The organism is Nocardia puris (assembly GCF_036051655.1).
GTDB lineage: Bacteria > Actinomycetota > Actinomycetes > Mycobacteriales > Mycobacteriaceae > Nocardia > Nocardia puris.
Window position 1 is genome coordinate 1,313,375 of record NZ_CP107943.1, and the last position, 18,738, is coordinate 1,332,112.

Here is an 18,738-nt window from a genome sequence, read left to right on the forward strand (position 1 = left end):
GCGCGACGCGGGGGCGAAGGTCACAACTTGCCACGGAGTCCATCGCGACCTATACGGACCAGCGCCCGACCTCTCTTACGTTGCTGTCGCACGCCACCAAGGCGACACCGACGAAGGAGACCACGATGACTACGCCCGCCGCGAAAAAGACCACCACGAAGCCCGCCGAGACCCTGACCACCAAGCAGGTTGCCGAAGCGCTGGGCACCGACCCGAAGACGCTGCGCGTGTTCCTGCGCGCGTCGGACGACTACGAAGCTGTGGGCGCCGGGTCGCGCTACTCGTTCACCACCAAGGACGTTGGTCCGATGAAGACCCGCTTCACCAAGTGGATCAAGGAACGCGAAGCCACCAAGGCCGCGAAAAAGGCCGAGGCCGAAGCCGCGAAGCAGGCGACCGAAGAACCCACACCCGACGCCGAGTAACCTCGCGAACCTCTCAGCCCTGGCTACGGCCGGGGCTTTGTGGTGGAATCGCCGCTCTACCAGCACATCTGCCCCTCAGCTCGCCCGTGAGGTCCTCGCGAACGTCGACCATACGATCACTCGAGCGGGCACGTGCCAGGTGTTCTGGAGACGACTCAGGGACGGATACGGTAGGTCATCGCGTCGTGCGTCGCGCTTCGGTGACGACCGGCAGCTCCATCGTTGTCTCAGAGGCCATTTCGAAGTACGCGACGCTGTGCCGTCCTGGCGGGCGCGGTGTGGAGCGATGGCGGCCCAGCATGAAGCCGAGCGCGAACGCCGCGACTACGACGAGGCTGAGGGCGATCACGACCATAGCGACTCGCAGGGTAGGGGCGGCATGTCGTCGCGGACTTCATCGTCTATCAGTACGGGAACGCCGAGCCATTCCCCTACGTCCTTCGCGTACAGAATCGCGGCCTGTCTCGCTGCGCAGAAGTCGAGCACGTGAGGCCCGAACCGGATGCGTACATGGCACTGTTCGTCTTGCACGCCAAGCCCTTTCGCAGATTGGCTCCGAGTCGGGTGAAGGCGTCAAGCGCACCTCACCCGACCCGTTGCAATCGAACGTAAGAATCTGAGCGCGCAAATCTGAATACTTTTGCTCCGTTTTGCTTCTGAGCCCTTGAGGTGTTGACTGGTCACCGATGGCATCTGACGATCTATGTGTGTGCTCGCAAAACGGAGCACAACCATAGAGGGAGAGAAAATCATGAAGATACGTTTCCTCGGCAAACACACCAACGGCGGCAACTCCCCGACCCTGTACTTCACAGACCGTGGCACCTACATCGTTCAGGGCTGGCGGGTACCGGGACACGATGACCAGGTGGAGATCTCGCACCCGCTACTCGCGTTCCTCGAACCAGGGACGTGCCTGGGCGTGCTGCTCCAGGACACCGGCCACGGGACGTTCACCCTCAGCGGCGAACTGGTGACCGACGCAGATGTGTTGGCAGAGATGAATATCCCGGACCACGAGACGTGCATCGAGGTTCCGGTCGGACAGGAGATCAGGGGCGATGCAGCTGTTGCAGCATGAGGCGTTCTACGACCTCTTCCACACCTTCGAGCGCACGGCGTATCACCTCGAAGTGCAGGATTCCTACTCCACACCCGAAGAGTCCGAACCGTTCCGGCTCTTTCTCGACGGGGAGCCCGACGACTACGAGTGGTTCCGCGAGTGGGAAGAACTGGTCCGTGGGATAACCGCATCAGGTCGCCAGATGAAGCGAGCCCGCGTGGTCACCGAGCCGCACACCGATTACGTCCGATGGTCGCTTGAGGTCGCCCATCGCAACATCAAGGACGGCGAGGACATCCGGTATCTGGCTCGGCATCTGATCGACCCATCCGAGCTGTCTACGGACGACTTCTGGCTGTTCGATGACAACCTCGTGGCGTTCAACACCTTTACCCCCGATGGGGCGGCCGGCGGTCTGGCCGTCACGACAGATCCCGTGATAGTCGGGTACATCCGCAGCGTGTGGAATCGGGTGTGGGACAAGGGCGTCCCCCACGCGGAGTACATCACCCGGTGACAGGAGTTGATGAGGCGCGGCAGGCACTCGGCCATCGGCTGCGGGACATCCGCAAGGACGCCGGGCTCAGTGGTACGAGGCTTGCCGCTCTCGCGGGTTGGCACAGCTCCAAGGTGTCGAAGATCGAGTACGGCAAGCAGACGCCGACCGATGACGACATCCGGGTGTGGTGCATCCATACCGGCACCGCGGATCAAGTGCCCGACCTCATTGCCACCCTGCGCAACGTCGAAGCCGCATACCTGGAGTACCGGCGTCTTCTGGGCACTGGCACGCGCCGACGACAGCAGCAATCCATCACGCTCGAAGACAAGGCCCGCCTTCTGCGGTGGTACGAGTCCAATGTGCTGCCCGGCCTTCTCCACACCCCGCCGTACGCCGAAGCAATCCTTCGACAGGTGATCGACTTCTACGACATCCCCGACGATCTCGACGAGGGCGTAGCCTCGCGCATCGAACGTCAGCGCGTCCTGTACCACGGCGACCACAAGTTCCACTTCATCATCGCTGAACAGGCCCTCTACACCCGCATGGGCGATGCCGAGGTAATGATCGGCCAGCTTGACCGCGTACTCACAGTGATGCAGCTTCCGCGCGTCGTGCTCGGCGTCATTCCGCTGGAGGTCGCCCACAACGTGGTGACTACCAACTTCGTCATCTACGACGCCCGCATGGTCATGGTTGAGACGATCGCCGCCGAACTCACCATCACCCAGCCTCGCGAAATCGCCCTGTACGAGAAGGCATTCGACCTACTCCGCGCGCAGGCCGTCTACGGCAAGGACGCGCGAGCCATGATCACGGCCGCACTGGATCGGCTGCGTTCTGATGGCTGATGAGATGACCGGTTCCACACCGCACGTCGGCAACTGTGTGCACGGACTGTGATCAGAGGCAGATAAACTTAACCCAAGCCCTTGCTTTATCGTCTCCGTCGCGCCTACACTTCCCATCGTAACCGATAACCTAAGCCCTTGGGTTACGCTTCCCGATTAGGAGTACACGATGGCGCTCAACTTCAAGCTCGGTCCTCACCGCGAAGTCCTCGACTCGTGCGTGTGGGGTCGTACCCAGGTCGGCTGGGACTACGGCCAGTCCGACGAAGTGACGTACAAGCAGAACCGTGGCGTGTGGAAGCTCGGCCCACGCGCAGCCAAGGAGAGGTATGCGACGTTCTCATTCGATGGCGTAGTCCGCACGGTTGTCGAGATCGACGGCATCGAAGACGTGGACCTGGTAGACGGCGGCGTCAAGCAGGCCATCGTGGGCCGCGTACTCAAGCCCGGCGACGCTGCGTACGACTCTCTCATTGGCCGGACCGTAGATGCGTTCCGCAACCCTGTTACCTACATCGACAACGAACCTGGAGCGCCCCGCGTGTGTGAATGTGGCTGCGGCACTGAAGTATCCGGCGGACGTCAGTTCGTACCGGGCCATGATCAGCGTGCGATCCATGACCGGATTCGCGAGGGGTGGGGATCGACCGTGGACTTCATCCGCTGGTTCGACAGCGTGAGCGATCACCGGAACCTCGGAACCGCCTAACCGTCGTATTGCTCCAACGACCAGACACGCGAACCGAGTTGCGCGGCAGTCATTTGCGACACGTGCAACCCGGACGCGCGTAGCAGACCCTCAAGACGCTCGTGACGCCTCCGCGCGTGCTGCTCGATCATTCGATGCACGCGACGATCCCGAGACGTCAGAACATCTACTGGCAACCCGTCGTCATCACTGGGACGCGAACGACGTTCCGGCTTGGGTAGCACTACCGACGTACCAGCCTCGCGCAAATGCCTTCGGACAGTCCCGGCGTTCTTGTATCCCAACGTCTTTCGGATTTCCTCGGTGCTCGCGCCATTCTGACGCATCCGCACAGCCTCAGCCCGACGATCCGTTACGTGCATGTGCTTCTCCCTCATCTACGGCGAAGCCCCGCGACAGGAACGGGAAGGGGCGTATGTCGCGGGGCTATGGGCGGAGTGCCCGGGGGCAGTTAGACACTCCGAGTCTTATTCGTCGTCCAGGTCCTCTAGTCCGTCATCGTCCTCGGGCTCGTCGTCTTCGTCGGAGGCGAGTTCGGCCGGAACTTCAACGTTGCCGCCGATCTGGACAAGCCACATATCGACCGCGTTGCCGTCGTCGTCGGGCATGGGCTTGATGTCGAGCGCCTGCAACTTCGACTGTCGCTCTTGAAGTTTCGTCAAGGAATCCATCAGCTTGGCTACGTCGCGGGGCTCCGTGCAATCGTCCAACATGAGCTTCATGGCCAGCCTCTGAGCACGTTCGAGACGGCCTGCTGCCTGAGAGATCGCCTGTCGCTTCTGTTCTTCATCCGCAATCCAGTACTGCCGCAACCCTTCGCGCACTTCTGCACGGCAATACTTCTGCGTCCGATATCCACATGCCGCCTTGATATCCGCGTAGCTCGCGCCCTCGATCTTCATTTGCACGGCCTTGGATCGCCGCGCCTTCGAGGGGGCTACCTTTCCGCGTCCCATTCCTTATCCCCTTCCTGTAAGCGAGGCCCCGTGTGCAGCTTCACGGGACCCCGGTCTTACTCGCCGGACAGTGCTTCGTTCAGAATCCGGTCGCGCATCTCGATACCGAGCTGCTTTCTGTCGGCACCCCGTTCATTGAGCGAACGCAGCTCTTCCTTGCGCTCGGGCGTGTGGAGGACGTGGGTACCGACCTTGCCCCGACGAGGCAGGAATCCGCGCTTGCCTTCCTCCACGGCATCCGCGATATAGCCCCGTTCCTTCTGCCCCTCCCGAGCGGGAACATCGCGGTACACGAACTGAGCCCTCCACCGCTCCGCATCTTCGGGAACCGGCGCGTGGTGGGGCATCGCCTCTCCGGTCATGGGGTGGCTGTGCAGACCCAGTTTCGAAGCCCTCGCCTTGATCTGGGACTGCTTCGCGCGGTGATCCTCCAGCAGAGTGTGAAGGTCGGCGACGGCTACGACCAGGGCGGCGTACGCCTCGCGCAGCGGTTCGAGGTCCGAGGTCATGAACTCCTCGTAGTCCTTGAGGAATTCGTTCACGGCGGCCTGATGCGCGGCGGCCTCGGCTTCCTTCGCCTCGCGGGCGTCGGATTGCGCGGTCAGTTCCGCGTATCGCTCAGCCGCACGGGCCTTTTCGATGTCGGCGGGCTTGATGCTCTTGTCTCCCGCGATCACCGCAGCTTCGAGTTCGGCAACGGTAGCCATGTCAGTTACTTCCTTCCGGTGAAGTAGCGACCGGTGCCCTGCTGCGCCTGGTCGACGTTGTGCCGCGCGATCACGGCGTTCTTCTCATTGGCCTCGTGGTCGTCCATGGCCTGCTTGAGTTCGGGCGACACCTTGACGAGCAGCAGCTTGGTAACCGCGTCCTCGGTCATGCGCCGAGCGGTCGTCAGATAGTCGATCGTCTGCATGATCAGCAACGGCTTCACGCCAGCGTCGGAGTTCTGAATCGCTTGTGCCGCAAGGTCGGTCGCTGCACCCGCATCTTGTTCCAGCATCATCGCGCCCTGAAGCTTCGGCCATTCCTGGGCGAATGCCTTGTCGGCGGCGTCCTGTTCCTGCGCGGTACCCGTCCGCTTGGTCATCGCGTCACGGGCCTGCTGAATCATGTCCTTGCTTCCGCCCAGCTCGTTGTCGATTCGACTGCGGATCGAGGCATAGTCAGCGCCCCCGCTCTTCGACTCCTTCAACAACCCGTCTACATCAATCTTCGCCATTCCTAAATCCCCTTCCGATGTGTTTGTCTACCTGTTCACGGATTCCCGACCTTGCCATTCGGCGACAGACGGAATTCCTACGTCCACACCCACCATCGGCGATGTGCGGACCGTTCTACCTCTGACGGTGCAGAATTCGCGGCTTGACCTTCGACTCCTCTCGCGCAGTCGGACACGTCTCGTCGTGCCATGCACGGATGGCCCGCCCGGATTTCTTATCGGCCATTACCAGGATTGGAACCGAGCAGTCCTTGCAGATCAGGTTCGCCAACGTTTCCGCTTCGACCACGAATTCACGCGGAACACCCGGAATGCGGTAAATGACTTCCTTCTCAAGACCGGCAAAGGCGGGTGTGAATGTGTCTCGGAATGCGCGATTGCTCATTTCTGTTTCCCTTCCGGGTTTCCTCCGAATGACGCGGCGGCGTGCGCCATTGTCGGCATGATATGCACAAAGGCGATTGAATCCGAACCCCTCAGTTTTGACTCCTCGCACGCAGGCGCGACCAAGCCATATCCAGAGACAAATGAATTTGCCATCGTTGCGACATATACAAACAAGACGCCGGCATAGACATCCAGAAGGCTCGTGCAGCGCCTTTCGTGCGCTCTCGCGATAAATCACACGGTCGCGCACAGTCAAGGCGCTACGGCGTCCGCTCCCGTGCCCGTGGGTGCCGCGCATGAGGTCCGAGACATGCCCGATGCACCCACTTTGACCAGGCGTTTTCACGGTAGGTACGATGAGGCGATAGACTCTCGTCTTGCCGAGAGGCGCGCCGCCCTAGCTCAGTCGGTAGAGCAACGCACTCGTAATGCGTAGGTCAGGGGTTCGATTCCCCTGGGCGGCTCAATTACTTCTGCGCACAGTCTCGTCACATATCGCCTCATCTGCACATAAGCACTGCTCATCTGATTGTTTATGAATTGCAGTCCAAGCGCACACGGACAATCACGTGCCTTCCATTGCACATATGCCCGCAGTAGTATCGGTCGATCTGGTCCTCATGAAACTCTGCGAGTTCGCGCGTCTCGTGCAAGGTGACGGTCGGAACTCCACACCAAGCGATGAGCGCGTATGGGCCTTCGCCTCGAATCCACACCGCCCGTGGAATCGCGCACTTCATGAATGTCCGAGCTGTGCGATGCCGTTTCTTGCACCTGTGCCTTTTGTAGATCGGAGTCGGGTCCAGCTGAACTATCGGCATTGCCTTATCCTTTCTCGCGTGAGGTGACCCCTCTAACGCTTGTCGCTATTGGTATTGGTTCGGTTCTTGGTTCGAAGCGGGTATGTCTTCCTCGCGCGAGCGCACACACCGGCGCGCACCGGCGCAGATCCGCGAAGACGAACACTCCTACGTTCACCTGGTACGGGGGTACACGGGTACGGGGGTACACGGGATGCACTCGATTCGAACATCGACCCTCAGATAAAAGAAGAAGAATACCGGTTCCTGGGTTTAACCAGGTCGTACGGCGACACCATCAATCGGTACCCCCGTACCCCCGTACCCCCGTCATTCGATCAGGACATAGGCACATCCATTCTGCTTGCGCGGTTCGACTCGTACCCGCCCCGACTCAGTCAGCAGGCCAATTGCCTCATCGAAATAGGCGGCGACCAGGGGCTTGTTCAGGCCCTTCTTCAACTGGTTCTGCGTCATCGTCTGGGCGGGGGCATTACCGAGCTTGCGAATGATCGCAGCGACAAGCGTTTCCAAGGAGGCTTGAGCCTTCGCCGCTTCTTTCCGAGCCTCGTACCTGCCGTCACTGGCTGCGCGTGCTTCACGCCCTCGGGTTGCGGTGTGGACAAGATGCTCGCGCAGTTCAGCCCGCGTGGCGTCGCTGACCTGCATCACCGTTCCCGCCAGCGCCCAGTCCTCCGGCGTGATCGCATCCGTCCGACGGTTGAACCACATCAGCAGCGCGGCGACCTTGGCCCGGACGAACAGCGCGTGACCGTCCAACTCATCGGGATTACCGAGGAAGTCGGCTTCGTCCATAAGGTCCTGAACGAACTGCGGGATGGTGATGACGCTCAGTTCAGCGCTGGGAACCTCAGTCTTGAGGTCCTCGGGCACCAAGGTGACCGTCGAATCATCCGGGCGCACAGCCCATTCCAACTGTTTTGGCGATAGCGCACGCGCCGCAGCAACGGATTCCCGTGTGACGCTGGAGTCCCGTACGGGCATGAACAAGAACCGTTGCGGCAGACCACTTCCAGCCTCGCCGAACAAGATGTCCACGTTGTCCGGCTGAACGCCCGTCGTGAAAGACAGCCGATACCGCAGCGCAGCAATAGTGATGGACCGTTTGTTATCGGCGTTCGCGAACCCGAGCGGGCCACCCGACCACGCGGTCAGGAGCTCGGACATCAGCGTCGAGCCCGCCCGTGTCATCAGCGCGCGGAGACGACCGATCTCGTCACAGGTGAAGAGCACCGCATCACGAGTCGGCACAAGGTCTTTGCCCTTCTCGTCGTAGTAGGCGTACCGGTGCGCGATGCCCTCGCCTGAGCCGATATTCGGCGTGTAGACCTCACCCACGTAGACCGCATCACGAGCCGCGGCGATTGTCGCCGACTTGCCCGCACCGGGCACGCCGATGAGTCCGACGTACGTGTTCAGCGATCCGTGGCTTGCGCTGTCAGGAGGCAGCACGTAGTTCGGTGGGATGACCGTAGACAGTCGTGCAAGTACCACACCCAGCACGCCCCAGGGCGAACGGCGGCGGGACAGCGCGAAGTCGCGGATGTGCGTCAGCTCCGGGCGAGCTGTCCAGAAATCCTCGATGCCACGGTCATCTCCAGAGCCCGCATCCTTCCTGCGCGCCTTGGCTTTTCGGCGCGTTTCTGGCGTCGACTTGCTGTTCAACTTCCCATTGGCTTCTACTTCGGCAAACGCCTTGCTCGTCTGCGTTCTCAGGCTGACGTCGCTATGCCGCGCCGGGAACTGACCAGCGTCGCGACCCTCGATCGCCCAATGCAGGGCCGCACCCTGCGACATCCCGTACTCCGCGCACAGACACAGGTAATTCCACAGGCCCCGGCTCTCGTCATCGAATCCGTTCGCCCATGCGTGCCGCACGGGGCGCGGTAGGGCGTCCCAAGAGACCGCCTCAGCGACTATCGACGCCGCATCGTCAGCGACCCTCACGACGCGCGGTGTGGGCGCGTACAGGGCGAACAACGCTTCCAGCTCGGCAACCGTCCATGCCCCACGCTCGATCTGCTGCACGGCGATATCCCGGCCCTCCGGGTATTCGTTCGGCTTGAAGCGAATCATTCCCGGCAGGGTCAGCCATGCGTAGGCGTTCCACTTGCTGTCCGCACCAAGCGCTTTCGCGAGCCAGCCGTTCAAGCGATGGAACTCGTGAACGTCAGTAATGGGCTCCTTGAGGTACAGGCGAATGTGGTGGGACGGCTTCCCGTCCTCGCCCACACCGCCCGATTTCACGACGACACAGCCCTTGCGCCGCAGTTCTCGCCAGAGTGGGCGGGGAACCTTGCTCAAGGTGTCGATGTCGCCCCACAGGCATGGGAACTTGATCGGGCTGTAGAACTCCTTGCCCAACGGGTGCGGCTCTGTGGCGTCGAGTACCGCGTCAGGCCATAGCGCCGAGTTCAGGAACGTATTCAGCCCTGCCTCTGCATTGGCAGCCCCGAATGCGACGAGTTCGCGCCGTCCTCCGATGCTGTTCGGGAAGAACACCACATTGCCCTTCGGACTGTTCTGTTCCCGCCCGGTACCTGCGTACCCGGCAATGGCCGCAATGGCTCCCGGTCCACGCCGGCCGAGGAAAGCGCACAGCGCTTCGTATGCGACGGCGCTACGGTCGAACTCGAATCGGACTTCTCTGGTGAGAGTCATGGTCATCTCATCGCTTCCTGTTCTGCGCGTCGGACGCGCTCGTCCTGTCGCCGCTTGCGTTCGCAGTACGCCCGCCCGAGTGGCCCGTGTCGGCAGTCGATGTGATCAAGGTCCACGGGCGCGGGGGCAAACAGCTCGGGAAACCTGATCCGGTCCCGTGGGTCCTCCACGTCGGCCTCGTCGAACTCAGGCGCGGGTATCGGATTCGCGCAGTCGGCGGTGTGGTCGATCTCGACGGCCCAGTTGCTCGGCCCCTCGATCAGCTCGGCCTTACCTCCACACACCGGGCACACGAACCTGGCGACGAATTCCAACGCTGACGCGGGAGGCTCGATCGGTGGCGCTGTGTATCGCCGTCTCATCGCGCACCACGCCGGTACGGATGGATCAGATACACGAGCAACGCGAGGGGAACGGCTGCGGCGTAAGGCCATTCGTTCGCCTGGTCGTCCGGTACGGCGACTATCGCGAGCACGTAATCAAGCACGACGTTGCTAGACATCGGCACCACGTCCCAGCAGATCCGTAGAGCGCCTGGCACACCGCATCGCGCGTGATTCGTTGTCGGCGCGCATATCAGGCCACACCGAGCAACTGAGCGATGGCGATGATGTCGGCCCCGTCGTACACGCGCCCGGCGTAGCGATACGGCTTACCCGCGTGAATCTCCTTGCCGCCCTTGGTCTTCACAACATGTGAGGTGCCCGGTTCTCCCGGCGAGGAAGCCGACAGTGTGTGTGGACTGTTGATGTCTCCCACACCCAGCCAATCCGCCACCGCCGCAGCCGAATAGCGCGGATGTGCGCCAAGCGGAATTGCCTTGATTCCTGCCTGTTCGAGCAACGGTTTGGCGAGGTTGTACGACAGATCGAACATCCGGGACAGCTCGGTTGCGCTGTACATCGGCTTGGCCCTGAGCCGCGCCTCAAGTTCGGTCGTGTCGTATCCCAGCCCGCGCAGAACTTCGATGGTCGAGAAGCGCTTGGTCGCTTGCACCTGGTACAGCGTGAAACCCACGCGCCCCTCGCTGAGCAGCAGATAGACGCGCTGTCTCGTGAGGCCCAACAGACCCGCCAAGGTCAGGACGCTCATCAGCAACGGCTGGTCGTCCACTTCCTCTTGCGTGAGTCGTTTCGGCTCCTTCTTGAGATATCTGCTCATCTTCAAAAACACCTTCCTACCTGCACATTTGAGGGTCATGTCGGCATCAACAATGCACACGACACGAATGAAAGTCAATATGCAGCGTTTGTGTCCGGTTACACGAACGGTGTACAGTTCCCCCTAAGGCAAACCGGCAGCCACAAGGAGGACGGATTGAAGATCGAACGCATAGTGGGTGAGCGAATCCGCATCGCCCGTGAAGCCATCGGGTACTCGCAGCCCGAGTTGGGGCGACGTGTCGGCGAAGCGCTCGACAAGGCCACACCGCGACAAGCCGTATCCGCTTTCGAGCGGGGCGAACGCGCCTTCACGGCAAGTGAGCTGTTCGTGTTCGCTCAGATTCTTCGTGTCCCGGTCAGCTCTCTATTCACACCACCGAGCGGTGTGGGCGAGGTCGAAGTCTCTTCCGGCACAACGTATCCCACGACTGTTCTCGATGATCTGCGCGTCGCCGACAACCCGGCACAGGAAGCCCTCTACGACCTCGAACGCCTGGTCGATGAGCTGACAGAGGCGAACTCACGCAAGGCCGATGATGCCACCCGCGAACGCCGCACCCTGTCGTCCATTCACGCCTTGCTGATCGAGCTGCACAAGGAGGTCGACAGAGACACCGAATAGCGCCGACCAAGCAACGACATGCACCGCATCCCGACAGGCGCCCTCCGCGCCTCCTAGACGACCGAAATCAACTGAAGGACAACGACAATGACCGACATCCGCAAGTCATCCTCCAATCCACATCACCGCATCGTGCGCAAGCCCGGCCAGAAGCCCTACGTCGCCGGGTTCTGCGTCCAGTGCGAGGAACTGACGAAACTCGACCTCCTGCGCGACGGCGTGTGCTTCCGCTGCGCGCGAACCAAAGCCGCCTGACCACACCCACCAACCCCCGATGGGCCCTGCGCGATGCGTGGGGCTCGTCGCATATCTCCACCCAGAAAGGCAAGACAATGGCAGGAACCGGATACGTACACCGTCGGTGTGGATGCACCTACGTGGACCCCGATACCCAGACCCGCAAGCAATGGGGGCAGAAGTGCCCGAAGCTGAAGCGTCCCAACGGAACTTGGGCGAATCACGGCACCTGGGCGTTCTCCCTCGGCGTCACCGTGGCGAACAAGCGGAAGAACGTCACACGGTCGGGCTTCTCGACTAAGGACGAAGCACAGGCCGCCCTTGATGATCTGCGCGCCAAGGCGAATCGCGGTGCGCCCGTCACCGAACGTCAGACCGTCGCGGAGTACATGGAGACCTGGCTCAAGGGCAAGGCGCACGAACTGAAAGGCAACACCCACGACCACTACACCCGGTACTCGAAGCGCTGGGGCCTGTACATCGGTCGCGTGAAGCTGGACGAACTTCGCGTGCATCACCTCACCGCGGCTTTCGAGCACATCGAGGAACGCAACGAAGAGATCCGGCGCGGCAAGATCAAGGCTCGCGTCACCGGGCCGTCTGCCATGCAGCGAATGCGCGCGATGCTTCGTAGCTGCCTCAGCGATGCCCTGCGTGAGGGTCTGGTCACGGTGAACGTGGCGAAGCTCGTCAAGCTCCCATCGGGCAAGCCGCCCAAGGCTCTCGTCTGGACCAAGGCACGCGAAAAGACCTGGCGCGACGCCATTGCCAAGCTCATCGAAGAAGGCCGGACCCCGAAGCAGGCGCGACGCGAAGCGCCCACACCCTCCACGGTCATGGTCTGGCGTGCCGATCACTTGGGCGCATTCCTCGACGCCGTCGAAGGTGACCGCCTCTACACCCTCTGGCACATCCTGGGTACGCGCGGTCTCCGGCGTGGCGAAGCGCTCGGCTTGGATTGGCCCGTGGTCGACTGGGACAACAAGGCCGTGACGATCGACAACCAGTTGGTACACAGCCCGTCCGGCGTCATCGAGGACACGCCCAAGTCCGACGCTGGCGACCGCACCGTAGCCCTCGGCACCGAGAACGTCTCGTTGCTGAAGACGTACCGCGCTGCGCAGAAACGCGAACAACTGAAGTGGGGCGAGGCGTACACCAAGACCGACCGCATCTTCACCCGCGAGGATGGGCGCGACATCGACCCGAACCAGTTCACCAAGCTGTTCAAGCGCCTTGCCGCAGCCGCCGACCTGCCACCGATCCGGCTGCACGACGTTCGCCACACCGCCGGGTCGCTCATGATCGCGTCGGGCTCCGATCCGAAGACCGTTCAAGAGACCTTGGGGCACGCCGACATGAAGCTGACGATGGAGGTCTACGTGTCCATGTTCGAAGACGTAGCCCAAACGAGCGCCGACAACGTGACCGCGTTCATCCCGAGGACGCGCAAGAGCGTCTAGGTTCGTCCGTACGCGCCCGCACGTTCACGCCGACACACACTGTCGCGCGAGTTATCCACAGGCACTCACAGACGTGCTGAGCGAAGCATCTCCGCCGGTCAAACCCACATTCTTATGATGCGCGCATGAGCACCGCGAAATGGTGGGACGCCCCGAGACCGATGCTCGCGTTCCGTGATCGAGCCAAGACCGAGGACCCGTCGAATCTCATCGCCGACGCGATACGGGCGGGTGTGGACATCAACAGCCTTTCCACACCGACCAAGCAGGATCGGCAATCTCTCCGAGCACTCAAGCTTGCAATCACCATCACCCGCCGCTTACAGACGCTGGGCGATTCTCGAACACCTCTTCGGTGACGCCGACACGCACACTGCACGCACACCGAACCTGTGTGCGATCGAGCGAAAGATCGTTACGCGCAAACATGCATGTCAGAAGGTATTTCAGGGAGGATTGCCGAGACCTTCGCGAGAGGCGGCATCTGATTACGAGTGAAGCGCTCTACCGACTGAGCTAAGGCGGCGTGCCGTTCGGCGACGCCGAGTCTATCGTCTGGACGCCGGATCGCGAAAACGGGTGGTCAGGTGGAGCGGGCGGCGATGAGGCCGGAGACCATGGCGGCCAGGGCGAAGCGGGGTTTGACGTTGAGGTCGAGGGCTTCGCGGCAGGCGAGGACGGCTTCGATGGAGCGCAGCAGACCCTCGGGTCGGACGGTGTCGGCGAGGTCGCGAATCTCGTCGGCGAGGTCGGGGTGGGTGAGGGTGATCGAGGTGGTGCCCGCGTAGTGGACGGCGAGGGCGTCGCGGTAGACGCCGGCCACGTCGATGAGAGTGCGGTCGAGGGCGTCGCGGCCGGTGCGGGTGGCGCGGGACTTCTGGCGGCGCTCCAGGTCTTTGAGCACACCCGCCGAACCGCGCGTGGCGGACGCGGCGCCCTTGCCGGTGCCGCCCGCGCCGAGGGCGGTGGCCAGTTCGTCGCGTTCGCGTTCGTCGCGGGCCGCGCTCATCTGCTTGGCCTCGTCGTCGGCGGCCTTCACGAGGTCGTCGGCGGCGGCGTAGGCCGCGGCGGGACGCGCGACCGCCGACACCAGCGAGAGCGCCCGCTGCCTGCGCGCCCGCGCGTCGCCGTCGGTGGCCAGGCGCCGGGCGCGGCCGACATGTCCGCCGCTCACCGACGCGGCCCACTGCGCGGTGTTCTCGTCGAGTCCGTCACGCTCGCGCAGCACGTGCGCGATGGACGGCACCGACGGCGTCACCAGATGCACGTGCCGGCAGCGCGAGCGCAGCGTGACGGAGATGTCCTCCGGATCCACCGACGGCGCGCACAGCAGGAACACCGTGCGGGCGGGCGGCTCCTCCACCACCTTCAGCAGCACGTTGCCCGCGGCCTCGGTGAGCCGGTCGGCGTCCTCGATCACCACCACCTGCCAGCGCCCGGTGCTGGGCCGGCGCGAGGCGATCTGCACGATCTCGCGCATCTCCTTGGTGCTGATGCTCAAGCCCTCGGGCACGACGCGCCGCACGTCGCCGTGCGTGCCTGCCATGGTGGTGGTGCAGGCGTGACACTTCCCGCAACCCGGCGTCCCCGGATCGGTGCATTGCAGCGCGGCGGCGAAGCACAGCGCGGCGATCGAACGCCCCGATCCGGGTGGACCGGTGAACAGCCACGAATGCGTCATGGCACCCTCGACGACCCCGGCCCGCGCCGCGACCGCGGCAGCCGTCAACTCGGACTCGACCGCCTCCTGGCCGACCAACCGCTCGAAGACTCCCGCCACGCGTCCACCTTAACCACCCGCACCGACACCTCCGCCCGCCGTCACGCCCCGCCGGCCCGGTGGCACCCCCACCGCTCAGTCCATGCGCGAATACGTCGAGTTCTGCCCGTCCAGTTCCTCGCGAATGATGTCGGCGTGCCCGGCGTGGTGCGCGATCTCCCGCAGGATGTGCAGGAACGTGAAACGCACGCTCTGCCACACCCTTTCGGGCTGCCACGGATTCGACGGCGTGGGAATGACGGGATCGAGGCTGTCCAGGGAGCGGATCAACTCGGCGGTGTTCTCGCCGACGCGGTCCCATTCGGCTAGCAGCCCCTCGACGGTCTCGTCCGGACCCATCACGTACTCGGTGCCCATCGCCGCCACGTCCATCGCGGCGTTCTCGTCGCGGTCGACGATCACCTTGGTCCAGTGCCGCTCGCAGCTGATCAGGTGGTGCAGCAACCCGCCGAGGGTCAGCTCGCTCACCGTGGTGCGGGCGCGCGCCTGCTCGTCGTCGATGCCGCGCAGCGTGATGCGGAACAGCGCGCGCTGATCGGCGAGCATCGCGATGAGATCCTCGCGCTCCTGGTCGGCCATGGACAGGGTCCTTTCCCGAGACGTCGCACCTTGTCCTCGAGAGGCTAACCCGCGGCTCCGACGAAGACCCGGCGATCGCGCCGAGAACCAGCCGGAGCCGCATCTCTCAGGTAGCCGTCGGCCGACACGCTGTCCTTACTCGGCAGGTGCCTTCTTCGCCGGAGCCTACTCGGCGGGTGCCTTCTTCGCCGGAGCCTTCTTGGCGGGTGCCTTCTTCGCCGCGGTTTTCTTTGCCGCCGTCGTCTTCTTGGCAGCCGTCGTCTTCTTCGCGGCGGTCGCGGTCTTCTTGGCGGTCTTCTTCACCGGACCGCGGGCGCGCCGGTCGGCCAGCAACTCGGAGGCGCGTTCGTCGGTGATGGACTCGACCTCGTCGCCCTTGCGCAGGCTCGCGTTGGTCTCGCCGTCGGTGACGTACGGGCCGAAGCGACCGTCCTTGATCACCATCGGCTTGCCCGTGGCCGAGTCGTTGCCCAGTTCCCGCAGCGGGGCGGCGCTCGCAGCCTGCCTGCCACGGCGCTTGGGCTCGCTGTAGATCTTCAGCGCCTCCTCCAGCGTGACGGAGAAGATCTGGTCCTCCGACGCCAGCGACCGGGAGTCGGTGCCCTTCTTCAAGTACGGCCCGTAGCGGCCGTTCTGCGCGGTGATCTCCTCGCCGGAAGCCGGATCGGCGCCGACCACCCGCGGCAGCGACAGCAACTTCAGCGCGTCGTCCAGGGTGATCGTGGCCAGGTCCATCGACTTGAACAGCGACCCGGTGCGCGGCTTGGGCGCGGCCGCCTTCTTCGCGGTCTTCTTGGCCGGTTCCGCGGACTCGGCGGGCTCGGGCAGGATCTCGGTGACGTAGGGCCCGAAGCGCCCTTCCTTCGCGACGATCTCGTGCCCGGTCGCGGGGTCGACGCCGAGCCTGCGACCTTCCTGCGGCGTCGAGAACAGCTTCTCGGCCACCTCGGGGGTGAGCTCGTCGGGGGGCAGATCGTCGGGCAGGTTCGCCCGCTGCGAGACCGGACCGCCCTCCGGGTCGTCGGGATCGATGACCATGCGCTCCAGGTACGGGCCGAAACGGCCGACCCGGACCACCACGTCGCGGCCCTCGGCATCGGAGAACAGCTTGATCGAGTTGACCTCGCGGGCGTCGATGTCGTCGAGCTGCTCGCCGACCATCTTCTTCAACCCGCCCGAGCGCGCGACCGAGCCCTCCACGCCGTGGTCGCCGCCGAAGTAGAAGCTGGACAACCAGTTTCCGCGCTGTTCGCGCCCGCCGGCGATGGCGTCGAGATCGTCCTCCATGGCGGCGGTGAAGTCGAAGTCGACGAGCCGCCCGAAGTACGCCTCCAGCAGGCCCACCACGGCGAAGGCCACCCACGAGGGCACCAGCGCGCTGCCGCGCTTGTACACGTAGCCGCGGTCCAGGATCGTCTTGATGATCGAGGAGTACGTCGAGGGACGGCCGATGCCGAGTTCCTCGAGCGTCTTGATCAGCGAGGCCTCGGTGTAGCGCGCGGGCGGGTTGGTGCTGTGCCCATCCGGGTTCAGCTCCACGGCCGTGACGCCCTGGCCCTCCTCGAGCGCGGGCAGGCGCGACTCGGCGTCGTCGGACTGGCCGCCCGCCTCCTCGTCGACACTCTCCACGTACGCCTTGAGGAAGCCGGGGAAGGTGATCGTGCGGCCCGACGCCGAGAACACGCATTCCTCGCCGGTCCCGGCCATGCCGGTGATGCGCAAGGTGAGCGTGGTGCCGCGCGCATCGGCCATCTGCGAGGCGACGGTGCGCTGCCAGATCAGCTCGTAGAGGCGGAACTCGTCGTTGTCCAGGCGGGAGTGCAGCTGGCCCGGCGTGGCGAAGGTGTCGCCGGCGGGGCGGATCGCCTCGTGGGCCTCCTGGGCGTTCTTTACCTTGCGGTTGTACTGGCGCGGCGTGGGGTGCACGTACTCGGCGCCGTAGAGCTGCGTGGCCTGTGAACGGGCCGCCGCGATCGCCGACTCCGACAGTGTCGTGGAGTCGGTACGCATATAGGTGATGTAGCCGTTCTCGTACAGCCGCTGCGCGACGCGCATGGTGCGCTCGGAGGTGAAGCGCAGCTTGCGGCCCGCCTCCTGCTGCAGCGTCGAGGTCATGAACGGCGGGTACGGCTTGCGCGAGTACGGCTTGGCCTCGGCCGAGGAGACCACCAGGTCGGCGCCGTCCAGCGCCTCGGCCAGGCGGCGGGCGTGGGCCTCGTCGAGCACCACCACGCCGTTCGCGGACTTCAGCTGTCCGTCGGAGCCGAAATCGCGGCCCGTGGCGACGCGCGCGCCGTCGACATTCACCAGGCGCGCGCCGAACGTGCGCGGATTGGCGGACTCCTCCTCGCCCTTGCCCGCGTCCAGTTTGGCGGCGATGTCCCAGTACTCGGCGGAACGGAACGCCATGCGCTCGCGCTCGCGCCGCACGATGACGCGCGTCGCGACCGACTGCACGCGGCCCGCCGACAGACGCGGCATGACCTTCTTCCACAGGACCGGGCTGACCTCGTAGCCGTAGAGCCGGTCCAGGATGCGGCGGGTCTCCTGCGCGTCGACCAGATCGGAATCGAGGTCGCGGGTGTCGGCGGCGGCGGCGCGGATCGCGGGCTCGGTGATCTCGTGGAAGACCATCCGGCGCACCGGCACCTTCGGCTTGAGCGTCTCGAGCAGGTGCCAGGCGATGGCCTCGCCCTCGCGGTCGGGGTCGGTGGCGAGGTAGAGCTCGTCGACGTCGGCCAGCAGGCTCTTGAGCTCGGTGACCTTGGCCTTCTTGTCCGGGCTCACCACGTAGATGGGCGCGAAGTCGTTGTCGACGTCGACGCCCAGGCGCGCCCACGGCTGGCCTTTGTACTTGGCGGGAACGTCGGCCGCACCGCGCGGCAGGTCCCTGATGTGACCGACCGACGCCTCCACCGTGTAATTGCGACCCAGGTAGGGCGCGATCTTGCGGGCCTTGGTCGGGGACTCGACGATCACGAGACGACGCAGGGGACGGCCCTGGTCGGCTGCACCGCGGTCTCGTGTTGCCACCGGCGAATACACCTTTCCTTCTCGACCCGCGCGACGTGCTCGTGCGCGGTTGCTGCGCGGCTGGCGCATGCGACGATGCTGACACCGCCACCAGACACGTTTATACCTTGGCTGTGTTATTGGTGCGCTGGAGCGCGCCTGTTCGGGGCGCCGTGCTGTCCGCGCCGGACGGTCGGTACTCGCGCCGTGGGCGCGGGCGGTTCGATCGTCGCGACGCGGGGAGTGCCGCGAACGGGCCAACTTGCAAGACTCGCTCCGAGCGATTCG

At 64.0% G+C, this 18,738-nt stretch carries 20 protein-coding genes and 1 tRNA gene; 10 read left to right on the top strand and 11 right to left on the bottom strand.

Annotation, left to right across the window (positions count from 1 at the left end; genetic code table 11):
• The first annotated feature begins 125 nt into the window (after window positions 1-125).
• On the top strand, window positions 126-425 hold the full coding sequence (locus tag OHB21_RS05735; RefSeq protein WP_195125248.1) for a hypothetical protein: 300 nt from the start codon (window positions 126-128) through the stop codon (window positions 423-425).
• A gap of 175 nt (window positions 426-600) precedes the next feature.
• Here OHB21_RS05735 and OHB21_RS05740 read toward each other — a convergent pair whose 3' ends face one another.
• Entirely contained in the window at window positions 601-780 is a 180-nt protein-coding gene (locus OHB21_RS05740) for a hypothetical protein (RefSeq protein ID WP_195125247.1), read from the bottom strand.
• Window positions 781-1,134: 354 nt separating this feature from the next.
• Between OHB21_RS05740 and OHB21_RS05745 the strand changes: the two genes are divergently transcribed.
• The 4 genes from OHB21_RS05745 to OHB21_RS05760 all read left to right on the top strand — a co-directional run bounded on the left by OHB21_RS05745 (window position 1,135) and on the right by OHB21_RS05760 (window position 3,550).
• On the top strand, window positions 1,135-1,506 hold the full coding sequence (locus OHB21_RS05745; RefSeq protein WP_324192227.1) for a hypothetical protein: 372 nt from the start codon (window positions 1,135-1,137) through the stop codon (window positions 1,504-1,506).
• Window positions 1,487-2,005 (top strand): DUF6879 family protein, encoded by a 519-nt coding sequence (locus OHB21_RS05750; RefSeq protein ID WP_195125246.1) that lies wholly within the window; start codon window positions 1,487-1,489, stop codon window positions 2,003-2,005. Before OHB21_RS05745 ends, OHB21_RS05750 begins: the two co-directional genes overlap by 20 nt.
• A complete protein-coding gene (locus tag OHB21_RS05755; protein WP_195125245.1) occupies window positions 2,002-2,841 on the top strand; it encodes a helix-turn-helix domain-containing protein in 840 nt (279 codons plus the stop codon). The genes OHB21_RS05750 and OHB21_RS05755 overlap by 4 nt, the downstream gene beginning before the upstream one ends.
• A 169-nt stretch (window positions 2,842-3,010) precedes the next feature.
• A complete protein-coding gene (locus OHB21_RS05760; protein ID WP_195125244.1) occupies window positions 3,011-3,550 on the top strand; it encodes a hypothetical protein in 540 nt (179 codons plus the stop codon).
• 467 nt (window positions 3,551-4,017) lie between these two features.
• Here the strand turns inward: OHB21_RS05760 and OHB21_RS05765 are convergent, their stop codons facing one another.
• The 4 genes from OHB21_RS05765 to OHB21_RS05780 all read right to left on the bottom strand — a co-directional run bounded on the left by OHB21_RS05765 (window position 4,018) and on the right by OHB21_RS05780 (window position 6,110).
• On the bottom strand, window positions 4,018-4,452 hold the full coding sequence (locus tag OHB21_RS05765; protein WP_195125243.1) for a hypothetical protein: 435 nt from the start codon (window positions 4,450-4,452) through the stop codon (window positions 4,018-4,020).
• 110 nt (window positions 4,453-4,562) lie between these two features.
• Window positions 4,563-5,213 carry a hypothetical protein gene (locus OHB21_RS05770; protein ID WP_195125242.1) on the bottom strand — a complete coding sequence of 217 codons (651 nt, stop codon included), beginning with the start codon at window positions 5,211-5,213 and terminating at the stop codon, window positions 4,563-4,565.
• 5 nt (window positions 5,214-5,218) lie between these two features.
• The gene (locus OHB21_RS05775) at window positions 5,219-5,725 is read right to left on the bottom strand and encodes a hypothetical protein (protein ID WP_195125241.1); all 507 of its coding nucleotides are present in this window, start codon (window positions 5,723-5,725) and stop codon (window positions 5,219-5,221) included.
• Window positions 5,726-5,840: 115 nt separating this feature from the next.
• Window positions 5,841-6,110, bottom strand: coding sequence for a hypothetical protein (locus OHB21_RS05780; protein ID WP_195125240.1), 270 nt, complete (start codon window positions 6,108-6,110; stop codon window positions 5,841-5,843).
• A 393-nt stretch (window positions 6,111-6,503) separates the two neighbouring features.
• Here OHB21_RS05780 and OHB21_RS05785 point away from each other — a divergent pair.
• Window positions 6,504-6,576 (top strand) — tRNA-Thr (locus OHB21_RS05785).
• A 666-nt stretch (window positions 6,577-7,242) separates the two neighbouring features.
• Here the strand turns inward: OHB21_RS05785 and OHB21_RS05790 are convergent.
• From OHB21_RS05790 to OHB21_RS05800, 3 genes are all read right to left on the bottom strand, one after another.
• Window positions 7,243-9,600 carry a hypothetical protein gene (locus OHB21_RS05790; RefSeq protein ID WP_195125239.1) on the bottom strand — a complete coding sequence of 786 codons (2,358 nt, stop codon included), beginning with the start codon at window positions 9,598-9,600 and terminating at the stop codon, window positions 7,243-7,245.
• Window positions 9,597-9,908 carry a hypothetical protein gene (locus OHB21_RS05795; protein ID WP_195125238.1) on the bottom strand — a complete coding sequence of 104 codons (312 nt, stop codon included), beginning with the start codon at window positions 9,906-9,908 and terminating at the stop codon, window positions 9,597-9,599. Before OHB21_RS05795 ends, OHB21_RS05790 begins: the two co-directional genes overlap by 4 nt.
• Window positions 9,909-10,170: 262 nt before the next feature.
• Complete coding sequence (locus tag OHB21_RS05800; RefSeq protein ID WP_195125237.1) at window positions 10,171-10,755, bottom strand: hypothetical protein; 585 nt, start codon at window positions 10,753-10,755, stop codon at window positions 10,171-10,173.
• 156 nt (window positions 10,756-10,911) lie between these two features.
• Here OHB21_RS05800 and OHB21_RS05805 point away from each other — a divergent pair, with 156 nt between their 5' ends.
• The 4 genes from OHB21_RS05805 (at window position 10,912) to OHB21_RS05820 (ending at window position 13,438) form a co-directional block, all read left to right on the top strand.
• Entirely contained in the window at window positions 10,912-11,379 is a 468-nt protein-coding gene (locus tag OHB21_RS05805; protein WP_195125236.1) for a helix-turn-helix transcriptional regulator, read from the top strand.
• Between the two features lie 87 nt (window positions 11,380-11,466).
• Window positions 11,467-11,634 carry a hypothetical protein gene (locus OHB21_RS05810; RefSeq protein WP_195125235.1) on the top strand — a complete coding sequence of 56 codons (168 nt, stop codon included), beginning with the start codon at window positions 11,467-11,469 and terminating at the stop codon, window positions 11,632-11,634.
• A gap of 122 nt (window positions 11,635-11,756) precedes the next feature.
• Window positions 11,757-13,079 carry a site-specific integrase gene (locus OHB21_RS05815; RefSeq protein WP_195125234.1) on the top strand — a complete coding sequence of 441 codons (1,323 nt, stop codon included), beginning with the start codon at window positions 11,757-11,759 and terminating at the stop codon, window positions 13,077-13,079.
• 125 nt (window positions 13,080-13,204) lie between these two features.
• Entirely contained in the window at window positions 13,205-13,438 is a 234-nt protein-coding gene (locus OHB21_RS05820; RefSeq protein WP_195125233.1) for a hypothetical protein, read from the top strand.
• Window positions 13,439-13,662: 224 nt separating this feature from the next.
• Here OHB21_RS05820 and OHB21_RS05825 read toward each other — a convergent pair whose 3' ends face one another.
• The 3 genes from OHB21_RS05825 to topA form a co-directional block, all read right to left on the bottom strand.
• Window positions 13,663-14,859: a DNA polymerase III subunit delta' gene (locus OHB21_RS05825; protein ID WP_195125232.1), complete on the bottom strand. Its 1,197-nt coding sequence runs from the start codon at window positions 14,857-14,859 to the stop codon at window positions 13,663-13,665.
• Between the two features lie 75 nt (window positions 14,860-14,934).
• Complete coding sequence (locus OHB21_RS05830; RefSeq protein WP_067514242.1) at window positions 14,935-15,438, bottom strand: mycothiol transferase; 504 nt, start codon at window positions 15,436-15,438, stop codon at window positions 14,935-14,937.
• Window positions 15,439-15,603: 165 nt separating this feature from the next.
• Window positions 15,604-18,417 (bottom strand): type I DNA topoisomerase, encoded by a 2,814-nt coding sequence (gene topA / locus OHB21_RS05835; protein WP_232331931.1) that lies wholly within the window; start codon window positions 18,415-18,417, stop codon window positions 15,604-15,606.
• Window positions 18,418-18,738 lie beyond the last annotated feature (321 nt).

Bases quoted from the DNA above. Each gene is read 5' to 3' on its own strand.
- OHB21_RS05740 (WP_195125247.1), bottom strand. From the start codon at position 780: ATGGTCGTGATCGCCCTCAGCCTCGTCGTAGTCGCGGCGTTCGCGCTC.
- OHB21_RS05735 (WP_195125248.1), top strand. From the start codon at position 126: ATGACTACGCCCGCCGCGAAAAAGACCACCACGAAGCCCGCCGAGACC.
- OHB21_RS05750 (WP_195125246.1), top strand. From the start codon at position 1,487: ATGCAGCTGTTGCAGCATGAGGCGTTCTACGACCTCTTCCACACCTTC.
- OHB21_RS05765 (WP_195125243.1), bottom strand. From the start codon at position 4,452: ATGAAGATCGAGGGCGCGAGCTACGCGGATATCAAGGCGGCATGTGGA.
- OHB21_RS05820 (WP_195125233.1), top strand. From the start codon at position 13,205: ATGAGCACCGCGAAATGGTGGGACGCCCCGAGACCGATGCTCGCGTTC.
- OHB21_RS05800 (WP_195125237.1), bottom strand. From the start codon at position 10,755: ATGAGCAGATATCTCAAGAAGGAGCCGAAACGACTCACGCAAGAGGAA.
- OHB21_RS05760 (WP_195125244.1), top strand. From the start codon at position 3,011: ATGGCGCTCAACTTCAAGCTCGGTCCTCACCGCGAAGTCCTCGACTCG.
- OHB21_RS05780 (WP_195125240.1), bottom strand. From the start codon at position 6,110: ATGAGCAATCGCGCATTCCGAGACACATTCACACCCGCCTTTGCCGGT.
- OHB21_RS05790 (WP_195125239.1), bottom strand. From the start codon at position 9,600: ATGACCATGACTCTCACCAGAGAAGTCCGATTCGAGTTCGACCGTAGC.
- OHB21_RS05810 (WP_195125235.1), top strand. From the start codon at position 11,467: ATGACCGACATCCGCAAGTCATCCTCCAATCCACATCACCGCATCGTG.
- OHB21_RS05830 (WP_067514242.1), bottom strand. From the start codon at position 15,438: ATGGCCGACCAGGAGCGCGAGGATCTCATCGCGATGCTCGCCGATCAG.
- OHB21_RS05770 (WP_195125242.1), bottom strand. From the start codon at position 5,213: ATGGCTACCGTTGCCGAACTCGAAGCTGCGGTGATCGCGGGAGACAAG.
- OHB21_RS05775 (WP_195125241.1), bottom strand. From the start codon at position 5,725: ATGGCGAAGATTGATGTAGACGGGTTGTTGAAGGAGTCGAAGAGCGGG.